Origin of the sequence: Pseudomonas syringae pv. tagetis, assembly GCF_022557255.1 — a bacterium.
Lineage (GTDB): Bacteria > Pseudomonadota > Gammaproteobacteria > Pseudomonadales > Pseudomonadaceae > Aquipseudomonas > Aquipseudomonas caricapapayae.
Genome location: NZ_CP092923.1, coordinates 70325 through 90933, shown reverse-complemented (window position 1 = coordinate 90933; position 20609 = coordinate 70325). Strand labels below are relative to the sequence as shown.

General features: G+C 59.7%; 15 protein-coding genes and 1 pseudogene. 5 read left to right on the top strand and 11 right to left on the bottom strand.

The genetic code is table 11. The features are described 5' to 3' along the window. Positions 1 to 392: 392 nt before the first annotated feature. Positions 393 to 1322: a 2-hydroxyacid dehydrogenase gene (locus tag MME58_RS00380; RefSeq protein WP_054985428.1), complete on the bottom strand. Its 930-nt coding sequence runs from the start codon at positions 1320 to 1322 to the stop codon at positions 393 to 395. A gap of 284 nt (positions 1323 to 1606) precedes the next feature. Here MME58_RS00380 and gabT point away from each other — a divergent pair, with 284 nt between their 5' ends. The 3 genes from gabT to MME58_RS00365 all read left to right on the top strand — a co-directional run bounded on the left by gabT (position 1607) and on the right by MME58_RS00365 (position 4185). Continuing rightward, on the top strand, positions 1607 to 2911 hold the full coding sequence (gene gabT, locus MME58_RS00375) for a 4-aminobutyrate--2-oxoglutarate transaminase (protein WP_054985427.1): 1305 nt from the start codon (positions 1607 to 1609) through the stop codon (positions 2909 to 2911). A gap of 81 nt (positions 2912 to 2992) precedes the next feature. Further along, entirely contained in the window at positions 2993 to 3649 is a 657-nt protein-coding gene (locus tag MME58_RS00370; protein ID WP_055006186.1) for an HAD family hydrolase, read from the top strand. A gap of 47 nt (positions 3650 to 3696) precedes the next feature. Next, positions 3697 to 4185 carry an Lrp/AsnC family transcriptional regulator gene (locus tag MME58_RS00365; RefSeq protein WP_054985426.1) on the top strand — a complete coding sequence of 163 codons (489 nt, stop codon included), beginning with the start codon at positions 3697 to 3699 and terminating at the stop codon, positions 4183 to 4185. 37 nt (positions 4186 to 4222) lie between these two features. On the opposite strand, the gene MME58_RS00360 is transcribed toward MME58_RS00365, so the two are convergent. Beyond that, entirely contained in the window at positions 4223 to 4681 is a 459-nt protein-coding gene (locus MME58_RS00360; protein ID WP_054985425.1) for an REP-associated tyrosine transposase, read from the bottom strand. Between the two features lie 563 nt (positions 4682 to 5244). Between MME58_RS00360 and MME58_RS00355 the strand changes: the two genes are divergently transcribed. Continuing rightward, the gene (locus tag MME58_RS00355; protein ID WP_055006181.1) at positions 5245 to 6741 is read left to right on the top strand and encodes a methyl-accepting chemotaxis protein; all 1497 of its coding nucleotides are present in this window, start codon (positions 5245 to 5247) and stop codon (positions 6739 to 6741) included. Positions 6742 to 6756: 15 nt separating this feature from the next. On the opposite strand, the gene MME58_RS00350 is transcribed toward MME58_RS00355, so the two are convergent. From MME58_RS00350 to MME58_RS00310, 9 genes and pseudogenes are all read right to left on the bottom strand, one after another. Then, positions 6757 to 8340 carry an ABC transporter ATP-binding protein gene (locus MME58_RS00350; RefSeq protein WP_055006182.1) on the bottom strand — a complete coding sequence of 528 codons (1584 nt, stop codon included), beginning with the start codon at positions 8338 to 8340 and terminating at the stop codon, positions 6757 to 6759. A gap of 1 nt (position 8341) precedes the next feature. After that, positions 8342 to 9364 carry an ABC transporter permease gene (locus MME58_RS00345; protein ID WP_055006183.1) on the bottom strand — a complete coding sequence of 341 codons (1023 nt, stop codon included), beginning with the start codon at positions 9362 to 9364 and terminating at the stop codon, positions 8342 to 8344. Next, complete coding sequence (locus MME58_RS00340) at positions 9364 to 10431, bottom strand: microcin C ABC transporter permease YejB (protein WP_055006184.1); 1068 nt, start codon at positions 10429 to 10431, stop codon at positions 9364 to 9366. Before MME58_RS00340 ends, MME58_RS00345 begins: the two co-directional genes overlap by 1 nt. A gap of 1 nt (position 10432) precedes the next feature. Further along, on the bottom strand, positions 10433 to 12316 hold the full coding sequence (locus MME58_RS00335; protein ID WP_055006185.1) for an extracellular solute-binding protein: 1884 nt from the start codon (positions 12314 to 12316) through the stop codon (positions 10433 to 10435). Between the two features lie 144 nt (positions 12317 to 12460). After that, positions 12461 to 15286: a TonB-dependent receptor gene (locus MME58_RS00330; RefSeq protein ID WP_054985419.1), complete on the bottom strand. Its 2826-nt coding sequence runs from the start codon at positions 15284 to 15286 to the stop codon at positions 12461 to 12463. A 100-nt stretch (positions 15287 to 15386) separates the two neighbouring features. Next, entirely contained in the window at positions 15387 to 15788 is a 402-nt protein-coding gene (locus MME58_RS00325; protein WP_002555939.1) for an ExbD/TolR family protein, read from the bottom strand. Beyond that, positions 15788 to 16474: a MotA/TolQ/ExbB proton channel family protein gene (locus MME58_RS00320; protein WP_003435083.1), complete on the bottom strand. Its 687-nt coding sequence runs from the start codon at positions 16472 to 16474 to the stop codon at positions 15788 to 15790. The genes MME58_RS00325 and MME58_RS00320 overlap by 1 nt, the downstream gene beginning before the upstream one ends. Positions 16475 to 16548: 74 nt before the next feature. Further along, positions 16549 to 17369 (bottom strand): annotated as a pseudogene (locus tag MME58_RS00315) (energy transducer TonB). Between the two features lie 1187 nt (positions 17370 to 18556). Next, on the bottom strand, positions 18557 to 19711 hold the full coding sequence (locus tag MME58_RS00310) for a cysteine desulfurase family protein (RefSeq protein ID WP_054986932.1): 1155 nt from the start codon (positions 19709 to 19711) through the stop codon (positions 18557 to 18559). A 360-nt stretch (positions 19712 to 20071) separates the two neighbouring features. Here MME58_RS00310 and MME58_RS00305 point away from each other — a divergent pair, with 360 nt between their 5' ends. Continuing rightward, positions 20072 to 20542, top strand: coding sequence for an Lrp/AsnC family transcriptional regulator (locus MME58_RS00305; protein WP_002555835.1), 471 nt, complete (start codon positions 20072 to 20074; stop codon positions 20540 to 20542). The last annotated feature ends 67 nt before the right edge of the window (positions 20543 to 20609 follow it).

Sequence of the window (20609 nt, the reverse complement as noted above, 5' to 3'; positions counted from 1 at the left end):
TGTCCGCGAACTGCCGGAAACCGGCAGCAAAACCGATACATACGGTGCATCAGACACAATCAAGGTGGCCTGTTTTAGGACCGCTTCGCAGCCCATCGCGGACAAGTCCGCTCCCACGCCCTTCGGGCAGAAGCTGTATTGATTCTGCCCGGGGGTGTGGGGATCGTGCGACGCTTAGCTTGTCCACAACCGCCCGAGACGTAGGAGCGGACTTGTCCGCGAACTGCCGGAAACCGGCAGCAAAACCGATGCATACGGTGCATCGGACACAATCAAGGTGGCCTGTTTTAGGACCGCTTCGCAGCCCATCGCGGACAAGTCCGTTCCCACGCCCCTGGGCAGAAACGCTGTTCTCAATACTCATCGCAGCTGAGTATTGCGACAGTTAGCAGTCAATAACCCTGCCCGCGATCCACCTGACCCAGCATCGCTTCACCCCGCTCGAAGCGGCGAATGTTGTCGAGCAGGCCGGGAAACGCGCTTTCCGGCTGGGTCATGGCAGCGACGTGCGGGGTTAGCAGGATCTTCGGGTGTTGCCAGAACGGATGGTCGGCAGGTGCTGGCTCTTGCTGCAATACATCCAGTACCGCAGCGCTCAGTTGGCCGCTGTCCAGAGCTTCAAGCAGATCCGCTTCCACCAGATGCCCGCCACGGCCCATATTGATCAGTGCAGCACCTTGAGGCAGTCGCTCGAAAAGCTGCCGATTGAGGATGCCTTCGGTTTGCCCGGTCAGCGGCAATACGCACAGCAAAATATCGCATTGCCCGAGAAACGCACCCAACCGCTCTTCACCCGCATAACACGTCACACCCTCGATCCGATGCTCGCTGCGCGCCCAGCCCGACAGCTCGAACCCGAACGGTTTGAGGCTCGACAGAATATGCTGCGCCTGCAAGCCCAACCCCATCACGCCCACTCGACGCTGTTGCGCTGGCATCAGCGGATGAGCCTTCCAGAGGCCCTCAATCTGCTGCTGCCGATAGCGCAGCATGCCCCGGTGCAGACTCAGTACCGCAAAGGAAGCGTACTGACACATTCCATGACTGATACCCGGGTCCAGCAGACGCACCACCGGCAACGATTTCGGAATGCGGCTCAGATCCAGCTGATCCACGCCCGCAGACAGGGCGAACAGCACTTTCAGGTTGGGCAGCAGTTCCTGTAGATCATCGGGCGCCAGCCAGGCCCCCAGGTAATGGATGTCGGCCGGATCACCAATGTCCGGCCACACCCGCCATTCAATGTCAGGCGCATGCTCGGCAAACAGAACTCGCCATCGTTCGGCGCGTGCGGGGTCGGCTTTGTAGAGCAGGGCGGGCATGGGCGTTTCCTGAGGATGAAAGGGGAACCCCATCATGCCGCAAGTCGGGAGCAGGATATGTTGAAACGCCGTCTTCCCGGGCGCTCGACTATCTGAAAAGCGGCGTTGCCCGGCAGATTGCATGGTGCTCGCAGGGCATGAAGGAATCTGCCGTTTGCGAGGCGAAAAACAGTCGATCTGGACATCTGAGAGGGTAAGTTCGGCGTAGATCATTTCGCTGAACGCTTAACCTGAACAGCATCGCAGCCACCCCGCCGGCTGCCAGGCCCACGACAGGTAAAACCATGAACAGCAAAGTCGACGAAACACCTCATCTGCTCCGCCAGCGCGACCAGTTCGTGCCGCGTGGCATTGTCACAGCCCATCCGCTGGTCATCGACCGGGCGCAGGGTTCTGAACTGTGGGACGTCGATGGCAAACGCTATCTGGATTTTGTCGGCGGTATCGGCGTATTGAACATCGGTCACAACCACCCGAATGTGGTCAAGGCGATTCAGGCGCAGCTGACCAAGGTTACTCACGCCTGCTTTCAGGTCGCGTCCTATCAGCCCTATGTCGATCTGGCCAAACGCCTGAGCCTGATGATCGCAGGCCAGAGCGGTATCGATCACAAGGCAGTGTTTTTTACCTCCGGTGCCGAAGCAGTCGAAAACGCGGTGAAAATCGCCCGCGCCCACACCAATCGCCCGGCGATTATCTCGTTTCGTGGCGGCTTCCACGGCCGTACGCTGCTTGGTACCACGCTGACCGGCATGAGCCAGCCGTATAAACAGAATTTCGGCCCCATGGCTCCCGAGGTGTTTCACACGCCATACCCGAACGCATATCGCGGCGTGACCACCGAAGTCGCCCTGGCGGCTCTGCATGAGCTGCTCGCCACTCAGGTTGCACCGGACCGCGTGGCGGCCATTCTGATCGAGCCGGTGCAGGGTGACGGCGGCTTCCTGACCGCACCTGTCGAATTCCTCAAGGCGTTGCGTGCACTTACCGAGCAACACGGCATCGTGCTGATCCTGGATGAAATCCAGACTGGCTTCGGCCGTACCGGCAAGTGGTTCGGTTTCGAGCATGCCGGTATTCAGCCGGATCTGGTCACTGTCGCCAAAAGCCTCGCGGGCGGGATGCCGCTGTCGGGCGTGGTCGGGCGCGCCGAGATCATGGATGCACCGCTTCCGGGCGGCCTGGGCGGCACCTACGGGGGCAATGCGCTGTCCTGCGCCGCCGCGCTGGCGGTGATCGACACCTACGAGCAGGACAATCTGCTGGCACGTGGCGAACAGCTGGGCGAACGCTTGCGCGCCGGCCTGCTCGCGCTCAAAGGCCGTTACGACTGCATCGGCGATGTGCGCGGCACAGGCTTTATGCTCGCCATGGAACTGGTCAGGAACGACGCTGCACGCAGCCCGGACGCCGATCTGAACCAGAAGATCATCGATCAGGCCCGCATCGGCGGCCTGCTGGTGATCAAGTGCGGTGTGTACCGCAACGTACTGCGCTTCCTTGCACCGCTGGTGACCACCGAGCAGCAGATCGATGAAGCGCTGAGCATTCTCGATGCTGCCTTGGCACGAGTATTGAAGTCCAGCTGAGCGCAAGCGTGGTCGCGGTCGTCGCGAGACGCTGCGACCACGAGCGCTGGAGATCATTGTTGAATGGAGACGTTGCCTGCCATGGGGCTTATTGATTACCGCGCACTGCTGATCGATTGTGATCAAGTTCTGGTGGACCGCGATTCAGGGGTCTGGGCGGCGTTGCAGTCGTTGCTGGATAACGGTCTCGACACACCGGAAAAAGATCAGGTGCTGACTGAATTCAATGACGTGGTCCGCACGTTGTATCCACGGTTTGACGAGCTGGGTTTCAGCGGTCTGCTGTGCTTTGCGCACCGGCAACTGGCCGAGCGCCTTGGCATCAAGGCCAGTTGGGAAGAGGGCATGACCTTCGCCCGCTCGGTGCCTGACTGGACAATGTTCGAAGACGCACCCGGCGCAATGCTCTACCTGCGCAAGTTCTATCGGTTGCTGGTGTACGCTGATCGGGATCTGCAGGATCGCAGCCTGCTCTGCGAACGGCTGGGGCTTGAGCCTGACAGCCTGCTGTCCCTGGCCACGCATCCGCTGGACGACCCAGGCTGGCTTGCCGGGATGGACCTGGAACCCCACGAAACCCTTCTTGTATCTCGCCCGCCCGCCTCGGCGCTGAACACCGGCGGCCTTTGCCTGATCCGCCGCAGCCGGGAACAGCATAGCCAGCCCTGCACGGCCGACCTGTGCATAAACAGCATGGCCGATCTCGTCGCTCAGCATCAGCTGTCTTTACGGCGCTGATTTTGCTAGAAGGTAGGCACCGTGAATGGCAATACAAGAGGTAGGTAATGGAAGGCTTGGTCAAACTGGATCGGATTGATATCAATATCCTGGTAGAACTCCAGAGAGACGGGCGCATGACCAACGTCAGCCTGGCCGATGCCGTCGGGCTTTCCGCGAGCCCTTGCCTGCAACGCGTCAAACGTCTTGAGTCGGCAGGTTACATTTCCAGTTACAAGGCGCACCTCAATCTGGCAAAGATCACCGAGTCGGTCACCGTATTCACGGAAATCTCTCTCAGCGATCACAAGCGTGAAGACTTTGCCAAATTCGAGGCCAACATCCGCCACGTGGACGAAGTGCTGGAATGCCACCTGATCAGCGGTGGCTACGATTACCTGGTGCGCTTCATGACCCGCAGCATTCAGCACTATCAGGAGGTGATCGAAGAACTGCTGGACAAGAATATTGGCATCTCCAAGTACTTCAGCTACATCGTCATCAAATCCCCGGTGATGAAAGACGGCGTGCCGTTGCGCAAGTTGTTGCGGCATTGAAACAGCGTAAATATATTCCACTGTGTGGATGTGGGATTCAAACCCATATCGCATCCCACAGTGGATAATCTCCTATCTTCTTGACCAGTCCTGCGCGTAGCGGGTTTGCGACGATATAGCGAGCCAGACCGAGCATGTCCTGCTCATTGCGCACAGCCTGATCGTGATAACCGGACTGCCATAGGGTATCGGGATGGGCTCTGATTTTTCCGATGGTTATCGAACTGCGTGCTTTAAGCTGTTGCATCAACATGGGCAGGTCATTCTTTTTGAGCTCAAGAAGCCAGTGAAAGTGGTCAGGCATTACGACCCAGGCAAGCGACCTGACCAGTTCCTGCTCTTCGCATCGTCTCAGCTCTCGAACCAGCAAGCGCCCGAGACGAACATCGGCGAATACAGGTTCGCGTCCTCGTGTCACTGAAGTCACCATGTATATCTGGCCTATTGCGGAATATCGGCCTGTACGCAAACGTTTTGACGCAGAGTAAACATGCATTCCCTTGCCCCTAAAATCACTTCATCGGTGAACTTTAGTGCGTGGCACGTGGATCAACTGAGTAATGCTTTACAGCATGTAATTTCAGTGATTCATTCGGTGTCTGATGATCAGTCTTCGTGGACAAGTCCACTCCCACAGGAGTGCAGGAGTGCAGGAGTGCAGGAGTGCAGGAGTGCAGGATCACAGGATCACAGGATTACAGGATTACAGGGCCACAGGGCCACAGGATCACAGGATCACAGGATCACAGGATCACAGGATCAGGATCACAGGACCACAGGATTACAGGGCCACAGGATCACAGGATCACAGGATTACAGGGCCACAGGGTCAGGATCACCGGTTGATGTGGTGGGAGCGGACTTGTCCGCGAAGAGGCCCGGCCTGCCCACCAACGGATGCCCGCTCCATCATCGCGCCTGAATACCGAGTAAATAATCTATTTCTGAATTTATGGCATAAGGCCACTATCTGGGCGGCACGTTGGCCGGGCTTTTGCTCGTCCAGACCTGAAAACCGACAGGGCCCCTGTCGCCATGGATTTCAAAAGGATGTGTTCGATGCCCGCAGCCCCCCGTTTCCTCGACCATTACCGCAAAGCCGACCGGATTATGCTGGGCCTGATCTGGCTGTTGTTCATCTATGCGCTCGGGTTGGCATTCTGGTTCGATACGTTTACCCAGGCAGTCGTGGTCGGCGGCGGCACCGCTGTGGTGCTGACCGGCCTGTATCGCGCCGTTGGTGGCACCCGATTGATGCGCTGCTGCGTAGGCGTGGGCCTGATGGTCATGGCCGCGCTGCACATCAACCAGGCACATGGGCTGATTGAAATACACTTCGGCATCTTTGTGTTTCTGGCAGTACTGACCTTCTACCGCGACTGGCTGCCGATCCTGGTCGCCGCCGTCACCATTGCCATCCACCATGTCGGCTTCCACGCTCTGCAGCATGCCGGCTTTCCGGTGTACGTCATGCACCATGGCGGTGGCTGGAGCATGGTGATCGTGCATGCGGTGTATGTGGTGGTCGAAAGCGCCATTCTGGTCTACCTGGCGGTGCAGAATCAGGCCGAGGCGGTCGAGAATCAGGACATGCTCGATCGCATGCTGGCCACCACCAACCAGTTTTCCCCTGATAGTCAGACCAGCGAGCGGTCGGGTAAACGCGTGCCGCTGGCGCTGCGTTTCGAACAGTTTCTGGCGCAGATCACCGGCCTTGTCGACGGCGTGGTGCGCGACACCCGCGGGCTGGGGGAACTGGGCCATGACCTCGCCAAGGCCAGCGGTACGCTGGAAACCGGCGCGCAACATCAGCTCAGCGAGATTGCCCGCATGACCGGCGCGATGCAGCGCATGGGCGATGCCATGAACGATATCTCCAGCCACGTCGCCCAAGCCGTGCAGCGCGCCGGTGACGCCAGCGATCAGGTGGCGCATGGGCGGGACAGCGTCGACCGCGCACAGAGCGAAATCACCCAGCTTGCAGCGCGCATCAACACCACCGATGAAACCGTGCAGGCGCTCGCCAACCAGTCAGAACAGATCGGCAAGGTGCTGGACGTGATCGGCAGCATCGCCGAGCAGACCAACCTGCTGGCGCTCAACGCAGCGATTGAAGCCGCCAGGGCCGGAGAGCAGGGCCGGGGCTTTGCGGTGGTGGCCGACGAAGTGCGCAACCTCGCGCAGCGCACAGCGTCGTCGACCAAGGAAATCCAGACCATTATCGAAGACCTGCAAAGGGGCAGCCGTCAGGCGGCTACGGCCATGAACGACAGCCTGCAAGGCGTCGGGCGTTGTGTGGAAAATAGCCAGCGGGCGTCGGAATCCCTGCGTGCGGTGGGCGAAGGCATCGGGCATATCACCCAGCTCAACGGCCTGATTGCCACGACCACGGAACAACAGTCCACCGTCAGCCGTGAAATTGCCGATCAACTACGCTCGGTGCAGACCATCGCCGAGCACACCGCTGCCAATATCGGCGTACTGGCGACCAGCAGCCAGAGCCTTTCGCCGCTGGCCATACGCCTGGAGGCGCTGGGCCAGAGTTTCCATAATTAGCCTTCCAGTACAGGCTCAGGCAAACACCAGCCCGGACGAACGCAGCAGCTCCTGAGTGTAGGCCTGCTGCGGTGCAGCGAAGATCGCACGCGACGGGCCTTGCTCGACGACTTTACCGTCCTTGATCACGATCAGGTCATGGGCCAGCGCGTGAACCACGGCCAGGTCATGGCTGATGAACAGGTACGTCAGATCATGACGAATCTGCAGGTCGCGCAACAGTGCGACGATCTGTTTTTGCACCGTACGGTCGAGCGCTGAAGTCGGCTCGTCGAGCAGGATCAGATCCGGTTCAAGCACCAGCGCCCGGGCGATGGAAATACGCTGGCGTTGACCTCCGGAAAACTCGTGGGGGTAACGGTGCCGCGTCGCAGGGTCCAGCCCGACCTCCTGCAAGACGCGAATGACTGTCTGCTCGCGTTCTTTCGGCGTACCAATGTCATGCGTCACCAGTCCCTCGGCAATGATCTGCTCCACGGTCATGCGCGGGCTGAGGCTGCCGAACGGGTCCTGAAAGACCACCTGCAACTGGCGACGCAACGGGCGCATCAGGTGCTGACTGTGCAGGCTCAGCTCCTTGGTGCCGAAACGGATGCTGCCCTCTGAATCGACAAGACGCAAAATCGCCTGGCCCAGGGTAGATTTACCCGAGCCCGACTCGCCGACAATCCCGAGCGTCTTGCCCTTGAGCAGCTCGAAACTCACCCCGTCCACCGCCTTTACATACTGCGGCTCGCGCTTGAACCAGGCTTTGCCCAGCGGGAACCAGACTTTCAGGTCCTGAACCGACAGCAGCGTGTTGCTGTGCGTGGAGGGCACCGGCTCGCCATCCGGCTCCGCGTTGATCAGCAAGCGGCTGTAAGGGTGCTGCGGGCTGTCGAACAGCGTCTGGCAGTCGGCCTGTTCAACGATTTCGCCCTCGCGCATCACGCAGACCCGCTGTGCAATGCGCCGCACCAGATTGAGGTCATGACTGATTAGCAGCAGCGACATGTTCAGCCGCTGTTGCAGGGACTTGAGCAACGCCAGAATCTTCACCTGCACAGTCACGTCCAGCGCTGTGGTCGGTTCGTCGGCAATCAGCAAGTCAGGCTCGTTGGCCAGCGCCATGGCGATCATGATGCGCTGACGCTGACCGCCCGACAGTTGATGCGGATACGCCTTGAGGCGTGACAACGGATCGCGGATGCCGACCAGTTCCAGCAGCTCCAGCGTCCTGCTCAACGCAGCCTTGCCTTTCAGGCCCTTGTGGGTCATGAGAATTTCGCCAATCTGTTTTTCAACCGTGTGCAACGGGTTCAGCGAACTCATGGGTTCCTGAAAAATCATCGCCACGCGATTGCCACGCAGGCTGCGTAATTGCTTGTCGCTGGCGTGAACCAGGTCGAGCCCGTCATAACGAATCGAGCCCTGGGTGCTGACGGTTTTGGCGGGCAGCAGGCGCAGAATCGAATGCGCGGTGACCGACTTGCCAGAGCCGGATTCACCCACCAGCGCCAGGCATTCGCCACGGCGGATGTCGAGGCTGACGCCATGCACCACTTCGTGGCCTTTGAAGGCGACCCGCAGGTCGCGAATTTCAATCAGGTTGTCTTGCATGTCAGCTCCGAGGATCGAATGCGTCGCGGCAGGCTTCACCGATGAACACCAGCAGAGAAAGAATCAGGGCCAGCGCCACGAATGCAGTCAGCCCCAGCCACGGTGCCTGCAGATTGCGCTTGGCCTCACCGATCAGTTCGCCCAGCGAAGCACTACCTGCCGGCATGCCGAAGCCGAGAAAATCCAGCGCAGTCAGGGTGGCGATGGCACCGGTGATGATGAACGGCAGGTAAGTCAGGGTGCTGGTCATCGCGTTGGGCAGAATGTGCCGCCACATCAGCGCGGCATCGGTCAGGCCCAGCGCGCGGGCGGCTTTCACGTACTCCAGATTGCGCCCGCGCAAAAATTCGGCACGCACCACATCCACCAGCGACAACCAGGAGAACAACGCCATGATCCCCAGCAACCACCAGAAATTCGGTGATACGAAGCCGGACAGGATGATCAGCAGATACAGCACCGGCAACCCCGACCAGATCTCCTGAATACGCTGACCGATCAGGTCGGTCATGCCGCCGTAGTAACCCTGAATCGCCCCGGCGCAGACCCCGATCACCGTGCTGATCGCGGTCAACAGCAGCGCGAACATAATGGAAATCCGCGCGCCGAACAGCACCCGCGCCAGCACGTCACGGGCTTGCTCGTCGGTACCCAGCCAGTTGGTGCCATCGGGCGGGCTGGGCGATGGCGCGTCCAGATCGTAGTTGATGGTGTCGTGGCTGAACGGGATCGGCGCGAAGAGCATCCAGCCGTTTTTCGCGGCGATCAGCTTGCGCACGTACTCGCTGGAGTAATCCGGTTCGAAGGGCAGCTCGCCGCCGAAATCGGTTTCCATGTAGGTGTGCAACACCGGGTAATACAGTTGCCCGTCGTAGCGGATCAGCAACGGCTTGTCGTTGGCGATGAGCTCGCCGCACAGGCATATCAGCATCAGGCCGATGAAGATCCACAGCGACCACCAGCCACGCCGGTTGGCCCTGAACAGGTCGAAACGTCGCCGGGTCTGGGGAGAAAACTCGAACATCAGGCGCTCCTCGCGGAAAAATCGATGCGCGGGTCGACCAGCGTGTAACACAGGTCGCCTATCAGTTTGATCAGCAGGCCGAACAGCGTGAACAGGAACAACGTGCCGAACACCACGGGGTAGTCCCGAGAGACCGCTGCCTCATAACTCATGCGCCCCAGCCCATCGAGGCCGAAGATGGTTTCGATCAGCAGCGAGCCGGCAAAGAACACCTCGATCAAGGCCTGCGGAATGCCGGCGATCACCAGCAGCATGGCGTTGCGAAACACATGGCCGTAGAGCACGCGATGCTCGGTCAGGCCCTTGGCGCGCGCAGTGACCACGTACTGACGGCTGATCTCGTTGAGGAAGCTGTTCTTGGTGAGGATGGTCAGCGTGGCGAAGCCGCCGATCACCAGCGAACTGACCGGCAACACCAGGTGCCACAGATAGTCCTTGATCTTGCCCCAGGTACCCAGGCTATCGAAGTTCTCCGAGAACAAACCCTGCGCCGGAAACCAGCTCAGATAACTGCCTCCGGCGAATACCACGATGAGCAGGATGGCGAACAGAAACGCGGGCGTGGCGTAGCCGATGATCACCAGCGTGCTGCTCCAGACATCAAATGCACTGCCATGCCGCACCGCCTTGCGAATGCCCAGCGGGATGGAAATCAGGTATGTGATCAACGTCGCCCAGAGCCCGAGCGACAGCGACACCGGAAGCTTCTGCGCAATCAGTTCGGTGACCGGCGCACCGCGGAAGAAGCTGGTGCCGAAATCCAGCTGTGCGTAGTTCTTGAGCATCAGCCACAGCCGCTCGTGCATCGGTTTGTCGAAACCGTAATGCTCTTTGATCTGCTCGATCAGCGCCGGGTCCAGCCCGCGTGTGCTGCGGCTGGTGGTGCCGGTTGCAGCCACTTCACCACCACCGCCGCCGACACCGTTGGGGCTGAAGCCCTGGATACGGGCGATGGCCTGTTCGACCGGGCCACCGGGGGCCGCCTGTACGATCAGGAAATTGACAATCAGAATGGCCAGCAGCGTGGGGATGATCAGCAGCAGGCGTCGAATCACATAAGCCAGCATCTCAATACTCCTTGGCAGCGGCGGGCTTGCCGGTCAGTGCAGCGGCCTGATCGTTGGTCAACGGAGTCGGGCTGATCTGCCACCAGGTTTCCAGGCCGACGTCGTAGACCGGGGCCACATCAGGCATGCCAAAACGGTTGGCGAACACCAGCGGCGTGCCCTTGGAGTAGTAGTTGGGGATCATGTAGTAGCCCCATTGCAGAACCCGATCCAGCGCCCGTGCGTAGAGCACCATGTCATTGCGCGTGTGGGCGCTCACCAGCCCGTCGATCAGCGTGTCCACTGCAGGGTTACGCAACACCATGGCGTTGGAACTGCCCGATTCCGTGGCGCTTTGCGAGCCGTACAGGTTGTACAGCTCACGGCCTGGGGAAATGATCGGATTGCCGCTTTTGGGCAGGGTCACCACGATCATGTCGTAGTCCCGGGCATTGAGCCGGTTGATGTACTGCGCCGAATCGATACGCAGGAAATCCAGAGTGATACCGATCTGCGCCAGGGTGCGCTTGAACGGCAGAATCAGGCGATCGAAACCGCCCTGACCATCGAGAAAGCTGAACACCATCGGCTCGCCCGCCGCGTTGACCAACTTGTTGTCTTTCGGGTGCCAGCCCGCTTCGGCCAGCAGCTTGAGGGCCTGCAACTGTTTGTCGCGGATGTAGCCGCTGCCGTCGGTCTTCGGCGGCTGATACACCTTGCTGAACACCTCATCCGGCACCTGGCCGCGCAAGGGCTCGAGAATCTTCAGCTCGTCCGGAGTGGGCAGCTCGGTGGCGGCCATGTCGCTTTTCGGAAAGTAACTCTGCTCGCGCACGTAGAAATTGCGCATGACCCGTCGGTTGATCCAGTCGAAATCCCACAGCAGCGACAGCGCTTCACGGACGCGGCGGTCCTTGAAGATCGGGTTGTCCAGGTTGAACACGAAACCCTGCGCGGCGACCGGACGCTGGCGAGCGAGGATGCGCTTTTGCAGACGCCCGTCGTCGATCGCCGGGCCGCTGTAGCCGACCACGAAGCCGGACGAGGAGTACTCGCGGTTGTAGTCGAATGCCCCGGCCTGCAGCAGTTGCCGGGCGATTTCCGTGTCGCCGTAAAAGTTCACGGTCAGGGTGTCGAAGTTGTACAGGCCGCGGCTGACCGGGAGGTCCTTGCCCCACCAGTCCTTGACCCGCTCGAAGACCACGCTGCGCCCTGCATCGACCTTGGCGACCCGGTAAGGGCCGTTGCCCAGCGGTGGCTCGAAGCCGCCGCCGTTGGCGAAGTCGCGGGTCTTCCACCAGTGCTCGGGCAGGATGTGCAGGCTGGCAATGTCCAGCGCCAGCGTACGATTGAGGTTGTTCTTGAAATCGAAGCGAATCTGCAACGGTCCTTCGATGGTGACGTTCTTGACGTCGGCAAACATGGGGCGATAGCTGAAGCTGGCCTTGGTGGTCATCAGCTCGAAGGTGTAGCGCACGTCTTCTGCGGTGACGGGCTTGCCGTCTTCGAAGCGTGCCTTGGGATTGAGGAAAAAACGGATCCACAGACCGTCGGGGTCCATCTCCATCTTTTCAGCGATCAGGCCATAAACGGTGTACGGCTCATCCAGCGAGCGATAGGCCAAGGGTGAGTACACCCAGGTATCGACCTGCACCACATTGATGCCCTGATCGACGTAAGGGTTGAGGTAATTGAACTGGCCGATTTCTTCCGCTGAACGGGTCAGCGAACCGCCTTTTGGGGCGTTCGGGTTGACGTAATCGAAGTGCTGGAAGCCAGCCGGGTATTTCGGCGCCTCGCCATAGACGGTCAAGGCGTGGGTCGGCGCAGCCTGCGCGACCTGCCAGCCACTGCACAGCGCAACGCCCATAAGCAGGCGCTGCAGGAATCGGTTAAGACGCGACATGGTAGGGCTTTCCTCGTACGCACTGAATGATCGAACACTGCGAAAAAGCCCCCGGCCGGGGAAGGTGGATGAAACCTGGGCCGGAGGGGGCGAGCTCGCAATCTGATGTGGCCCACGGAGCGTGTATGGGCCACATCGTCACACTCAGAAGTGGTAAGTCGCGCGGGCGAACAGGGTGCGGCCCAGCGGGTCGGCGTAACGAGGATCGTAGCCGGACTGGAAGTTGTAGGCCTGGTTGGAGAACGGCGGGTTGCGGTCGAACATGTTGCGTACCCCGGCATCGATATCCAGCACCTTGTCGAAGGTATGACCCACCGACATGTCCCACAGCGCATACGACGCGACCCGTGCATTGGTGGTGCGGTCATAGTCGTTGTAGCCGCTGGTGAAGCGGTTGGTGATGGACGCGCGGGTATCACCCAGTGCCCAGGTGCCGGTCAGGACGTGTTTCCAGCGCGAGATCACGCCGTCGCCCTGGAAGTCGCCGACCTTGTCGGTGTACGGGCCGTCGATGATGTTCTGGAAGTCATAACGGGTCACATAGGTACCTGTCATGCCCAGACCGAACTGACCATAAGGTGTGTTCGGAAAGCGGTAGTCGAGCGTTACGTCAACGCCGCTGGTCTTGACGATACCCAGGTTGGCGTTGCCGGTGACGATGTTGGCAATCGAACCGTCAGCGGCACGCACGTAGCGGTCAGCGTAGGTGTTCGGGTCATCGAAAACAGTCGACTCGGGGAACGCCTGGATCTGATTGGAAATGTGAATCCACCAGAAGTCCAGGCCCATCGACAGATTGTTGACCGGCTGATAAACGAAGCCGAGGGTCATGTTGCGGGCTTTTTCCGGGGCCAGCTCGGTGTTGCCTCCACCGTTGTTGAGGAACTGCTGCTGGCAATCGCGACCGGCGTTACCACCCGGCTGAACGACGCCACCGGCACACAGGACCGGGTCGTTGTAATAGCCCTGAGTGAAGGTCGTGCTACGCGGGGCATACAGTTCATAGAGCGACGGTGCGCGGAAGCCTTCACTGTAGGCACCACGGACTACCAGTTGCTTGAACGGCTGATAACGGAACGAGTATTTCGGGTTGGTGGTGCTGCCGAAGTCGCTGTATTTGTCGTGACGAACGGCGGCAGTCAGCTCAAGGCTGTCCAGCACCGGAACGTTCAGTTCGGCGTATTGCGCCTTGACGCTCCTGTCGCCTTCGACGCTGCCTGCGGCATCTGCGCCCAGGCTGCTGATGTCGTTGACGTAGGCTTCGTACTCCTGATGCATTTTCTCCTTGCGGTATTCGCCGCCCAGCGCCAGACCCGCAGGGCCTGCACCGAACCAGTCACCGATTTCCCGGCTGATACGCGCATCAAGCCCGGCTACCCTGCCCACGGCGCTGGAGTATTGGCCGTGATATTCGCTGGCATCGATCAGCGCCTGACCGGCGGTGGTTTGCGGGCCGAACGGGTTAAGGGTGCCATTGGCCAGGCCATTGAGCATTGCAGCGTCACTGACATACCCGTTGGTGAGCGATGACAGGACTTTGTTCTGGTTGTAGGAGGCCCCGACGTTGTAGTCCCAGCCGCCCACCAGACCGTCGAAATTCAGCAGAAAACGCTGGCTGGTGTTCTGGTCACTGGACCCGCGTGGCCCGGCGGCCGTTTCTCGCCAGGCAGTGTTGATGGGTTGGGTCGGGTCGAGGGTGAAGTCGGTCGGTGCCGGAGTAATGCCGTTGCCTGGATAAAAAGGCGACGATGAGTCCAGAGACAGGCCGGTGAGGGGCGCTGGTCCGATATCGGTATGGTTGTTGTTACGAGCCCAGAAGTATTCGAGGCTGACGTTATGGTCGTCTGCCAGCTTGCCGGTGGCCTTGCCGAAAAACGAGGTCTTTTCGGTCTGCGGAATCAGGTCGATGTATTCGCGAGTACTGAACCGGCAGATGCCGTTGCTGGCGATCAGGTTAGGACCGCCGCAGTTTCTGCCCAGCGGGTTGGCCGAGTTGTCACCCTGGAAGTAATTGCCGGGATAAGCCGTACCGGAGGTCTGATTGAGCCCGCGTCCTGGCACGTAATCCCTGGCAAACGAACGGTCGTTGGCGTCCAGGTTTTGCTGCTTGTTGTAGTTGAAGACGCCCATGACGTTGAAGCGGTCTTGCTCCAGATCGCCAAAGCCCCAACTGGCGCTCATGTCTTTGGTGGCACCGCCACCACTGGCAGTTGGCGTCTCGCCGCCCAGGGTCAGGCTGCCGTCGGTCAGGGATTTTTTGGTGATGAAGTTGATTACACCGCCGATGGCGTCGGTGCCATACAGCGCCGAGGCACCGTCACGCAGCACTTCCACGCGGTCGATGGCCGCGAACGGGATCATGTTCAGGTCGATGGCGCTGCCGTTGGGCGTACCCACACCGGACAACGCATTGTTGGCCAGACGACGGCCGTTGAGCAGCACCAGCGTCTTGTTCGCACCAATGCCGCGCATGTCCGCGAAGGATGCGCCTCCCGTTCCGGCTCCGACCGAGCCTGCGCTGTTGTTGATCGACTGGCTGCCGGTGATGCGCTGGACCATTTCCTGGGTAGTGGTCACGCCCTGTTTCTTCAGGTCGTCGGCGCGCAGGATGGTGATCGGCACGGCAGTTTCGGCGTCGACCCGGCGGATCGCCGAACCGGTCACTTCAACACGTTGCAGCTGGGTCGTGGCAGGCACAACCGCTGCGCTTGTGGACACGGCAGAACCGCTCGTGTCCGCATCGACGGCGTCTGCCGCCTGAGCACCGCTCATGCCCATGGCCAATGCACAGAGCAAGGCACGTGGATGACGCCGGACCGCGAGGGCCAGTGGTTTGAGGGTGCAACCGGGAAGATTCATCAGCATGGTTAGTTCCGACTTGGTCCAGACGTTATTGAAATGGCCTTGTGAGCCCTCTGTTCCCGACGCGGTTGTGCCGAGCGGGAGTTCCACTTCTTCTTTTTCCAGCAAGCAGCTCCCCCTCCAGAGGCTTTTCAGCCCACGGACAACCGCATTTACGGGGGGCAGGTCAGACGGCTTCGCGCGGCGAAGCCGGCAAATCACCTGAGGGTCATTTCGCTGTCATGACGGATATCTTCGTAATGCCGGAGCGTTCGATGGACGCCATGGCCTTGGCCACCTGGCCATAATTCACGGCGGTATCGGCCTGCAACTGGACGCGGATCTCCGGGTCCTTGGCCTTTTCGTCCTGCAGGCTTTTTTCCAGCAGTTCCGGGGCAATTTCCGATTTGGCGAGGTAGAACTTGCCGTCCTGATCGACGCTGACCACCACCGGGTTTTTCTTCTCGGCGGGCGCGACCGCATCGGTCTTGGGCAGGTTGACCTTGATCGCATTGGTCATCAGCGGGGTGGTGACGATAAACACCACCAGCAGTACGAGCATCACGTCCACCAATGGCGTGACGTTCATTTCGCTGAGCACTTCATCGCTGTCTTGAGTGGAGAACGACATTAGCTGGCCTCCCGAACGGCATGGCCATTCTTGCTGGCGATGGGCTGACGGGTTACCGCGAAGGCGCTGCGCTGGGCGAGGGCGTCAAAGTCGTGGGCGAAGTCATCCATGTCGGCCACGGCGAGCTTGAGTCGGCGCAGGAAGAAGTTGTAGATCAGCACCGCAGGCACCGCGACCGCGATACCGACACCGGTGGCGACCAGCGCGTGGCCGATGGGACCGGCGACCGCTTCAAGACTCGCCGAGCCGGTCACGCCAATGCTTTGCAGCGCCTCCATGATCCCCCAGACCGTACCGAACAGGCCGATGAAGGGCGCGGTGCTGCCGATACTGGCGAGAATGGCCTGGCCGCTTTCCAGCGCGCGACGCTCTTTTTGTATCTGCTGGCGCAAGTTGCGCTCCAGACGGTCCGAGCGGTTGATGGTGTGAGCCAGTTGCTGCGTGGTACGCGGCGATTCGTCGACCGCCATTGCTTCGAAACCGCTGTTGGCGATACGCGCCAGCGCACCGGGGTATTGCGCAGAGTGCTCGGCAGCGGTCAGCAGGTCTGGCGCACTCCAGAACGCCTTGGTGAATTGCTTGTTCTGGGATTTCTGCCGGACGTACTGTGCCGACTTGATCAGCAACAATGCCCAACTCAGTACGGAAAAAAGAATCAGTGCCCAGAGCACAGCCGGGACGATCATGGAAGAGAGCGATGCGTTCATGGTTTAAACCTCACCAGCTTTGATAATTGAATGTTCGGTTGTCATGTGCCGGGTCATTCCGGCAACTTGAAGTCGATGGTCTGCGTCGCGAAGCCTTCTATCGGCGTGTCACCGCGTTTGGCCGGTATGAACTTCCAGTTGCGCACAGCCTCCACGGCCGCTTCGTCCAATACCGGTTTGCCGCTGGATTTGGTCACCTCGACTGCGCCAGCGCGGCCGTTGGGCAGCACCTTGATGCGCAGAATCACGCGACCTTCCCAACTGCGGCGCAAGGCCAGCCCCGGATACTCCGGCGGCGGATTACCCAGGCTGGCGAGCCCGGATACAGCGGCGCTTTCCTTGACCGGAGCCGGCGGCGCAGCAGGTGCGGCTGGCGCGGGCGCAGGTGTCGGCGGCGCAGGCGGACTGGGTGCGGCAGCGGGCGTTGGCGCAGGAGGCGTCGGCTTTTTCACCGGCTCGACTTTCTTGACCGGCTTGGGCTTCTCGACCTTTGGCTTCTCCACGGGCTTGGGTGGCGGCTCGACCGCGTCAGGGTCCTCGACCGGCTGTTCCGGTTCAGGTGGCGGCGGCGGGGTGGCGGAGGTGGGGGCTCGGGTGGCGGCGGTTCCGGTGTGGGCGGCGTCGGGCTGGTCAGTTCAATGGTCATTTCCGGAACTTGTGGTGCAACTTCCGGCACCGCTGGCTGGGCAGTTTGCATGGTCCACCAGATCACACCGTGAATAAGTACCGACGCAGCAATCAATACCATTACTTGCGGCTTGTTGAGGCCGCCCGGGCGTGATGTATTGGCGCTGAAAGGAATGCCCTGCCACGCCGTCGAAGTGTCATCGGGCGAGGGTAAGGGAACCGCTTTCATTATTACCGCATCCTTCATTAACGCTCCCTCGGGTAGTTAAAGGGCAATAAGAATCCGTTCGAATATCGTGTGAATATTCGATGGATGGATACCTGCATACGGGTGATAGGCAGGGCATCGCGGTGTCTGCATGCACGGCAGGCTTAAACAGGAAAACCGGATTACATCAGGGCGCTGGCATTGCTCATCCTTGGCTTCTTATTGTCATGTACGCGAACGTACAACTCTGTTCCCGAAGGCTTACATTGCAACCGCTGTGCCAGAAAGCCCACGCGGGAACCCTTGTTCCAGAGCGGGTGTCGCATTCATGTAACTATTTATCGAATCCCGATTTCAGAAACTTGAAAAACCCTCGAACACCTGAAACGTCGTACAAAACAATAGGCAAATAAAGACCCTCTGCTACGTCAGACGCGTTCGAAAAATGTGACCAATAAGTCACTTTGCAGGATGCACCAATACTGTGTAACAAGGATCAAATTGGTGCGTTATTTGATCAGGTGTTCATAACAGGGTGCTCCGTCCGGGCTCGGGTTAATACACGGTTTCATCACAACAGAAATAAAGGTCATGGCCCGCAGGGTGGCCAAATGGAATGCCTGAAAATAAAAAAGGGCTGCCGCTCTTTATATGTGAGTTAGCCGCTAATGAAAAAGACGACAATTACGCTTGTTGCGCGCACCGTTTCGCAAGGCACTGATTAATCGTCAGAACCTGCAAAAGCACGCTCAAAATGACTTACGTCCAGACGTGCAGAGTCGTCGAAAAACAACACGCATATCGGGATAAAACGAAAACGACCGGGCAGGCGTCGCCTGAGGCAGGTGATGCCCAAGGGATAAACGGCCAGCGTAACGTTGGTCTGACACAAGACTGATAGGGCACGGCTAGATTCCTTTCCTGGCGAGTGGCGAGACTTGTGGTCTGCCCCTGCACTGTTTGTGGACGCTCTGGCGTCCGTTGACTGCACTTTGGTGCGTGTAGGCACCCCTTGAATGCAGCGTGCACCATGGGTTTATGGCACGGGTGTTCCACTTGAAAGAACTGTGCCAATTTGTGTCTTTTTGTATCTGGAGGGGTACATATTCTTCAACTGCGAGCTGCGAGTGGCGAGCTGCAAGACAGAAGCGTTGGCGGGAAAGTAAGAAGAGGCAGGAAGCCGCCCGCTGCGAGGGCGGCTTGAAACGCTGTGCAGCCGATCAGAATTACCAGAACGCAGCAGGCGCGCTGAGCGCCTTGCTGAACACCTCTATGGCGCGTTCGACATCTGCCTGCGTGGTGTAGCGGCCAAGGCTGACGCGCACGCTGGCCAGCGCTTTGGCGGAGTCCATGCCCAGAGCAAGCAGCACATGCGAGGGCGCATTGCTGGCCGAATTGCACGCGGACGTCGAGGACAAAGCCAGGCTGTGGGACAACTGCGAGCTGGTGAAGCCACTGCGGGTAATGCACAGGTTCAAAGTGTGCGGGATGCGTTGTTGCGGACAGCCATTGAGTTGTACGTCCGGCAGGGCAAGCAGGCCTTCGCGCAAATGACAGCTCAATTCGTTGATACGACGGTTCTCGGCATCTGCCTGACTGATCGCCAACGCAAAGGCTGTTCCCATGCCGACGATCTGATGGGTGGCCAATGTGCCCGAACGAAAACCGCCTTCATGTCCGCCACCGTGTATCTGTGCCTGCAACAGCGAATGTGCACGCGGGCCGACATACAGTGCGCCGATGCCTTTTGGGCCGTACGCCTTGTGTGCCGAGAACGACATCAGATCGACAGCGAGGCTCGCCAGATCAACCTTCACCTTGCCCACTGCCTGCGCAGCGTCCACATGAAACAGCGCACCGTGCTCGCGCACCAGGGCGCCAATGCTGGCGATATCAGTCAGCGTGCCCAGTTCGTTGTTCACCAGCATCAGCGACACCAGCAGCGTGTCTTCGCGCAACGCAGCCTGTACCGCGTGAGGCTGGATAAGGCCTTGAGCGTCGGGCTTCAGCCAAGTGACGGGAAAGCCCTGGCGCTCCAGAGTGCTGACGGTGTCGAGCACGGCCTTGTGTTCCAGCACGCTGGTGATGATGTGCCGACGTTGTGCGCTGGCATCATGGGCGATGCCCTTGATCGCCAGGTTGTTGGACTCGGTAGCGCCGGAGGTCCAGACAATGGTCTCGACAGGCGCACCCACCGCATCGGCCACCTGCGCGCGCGCCTGTTCAACGGCCTGCCGCGCCACCTGCCCATAACCGTGCCCGCTGGATGCCGGATTACCGAAATGACCTTCGCGCCCCATACAGGCAACCATGGCTTCGATGACCTGCTCGTCGACAGGCGTGGTGGCGGCGTAATCCAGATAGAGCGCAGAGGTGGTCATGGGCAATTCGCTTTGTAATCGAGTCAAAATCAAGGTCTGGCATTACCAGACCGACTGCCTGAAAGATTACTGATCCACGTGCGAAATTTTATTGATATTTGCTCGGGAATGAGCGCCCAAAGCGAAAAATTATTCGATCAGGATTGAATTTCTACGAATAAAACTTCTAGGATGCCGCTTGAGGCGCAGAATCACAGCTGGATACCCATCGCTCCTCACGCTCCGCGCGGGAATGCAAGGTGCTGCACCGTTGGGTGACGCAGAGCGTCACGAAATGCATGCCAACGCGGAGCATTGGCACGATAGTTACCGCAGTCAGACACCTATCGTCCTCAGGGCCACCAAAACAGGAAACCACCAATGGACAAGTTCGACCGGGCAATCCTCGACATCCTGCAAACCGACTGCACCCGCTCTGTCGCAGACATCGCCGAGCGCATTGGCCTGGGCAGCACGGCGTGCTGGCGGCGTATTCAGAAGCTGGAAGAAGCCGGCATCATCGACCGCCGTGTCGCGTTGCTCAATCCGCAACGGCTCAACGTATCGGTCAGCGTGTTCGCCGCGATCCGCACCAACCAGCACAACGCCGCCTGGCTCGAACAATTCCACGCCGCCGTCGGTGAACTGCCTGAAGTGGTGGAGTGCTATCGCATGGCGGGCGACACCGACTACATGCTGCGCATCGTCGTGGCCGACATCGCAGGGTACGACGCCGTCTACAAACAGCTGATCAGCATTCCGGGCATCAGCGACGTCAGCTCAAGCTTTGCAATGGAACAGATCAAGTTCACCACCGGCCTGCCCCTGCAATATGCGTCATTTGGCGGTTAAGGCCGCCACGCCTGTCGATTGAATCGAACCCTCAGCGCAATGCCACGTCCACTTTCTTTGGCAAACG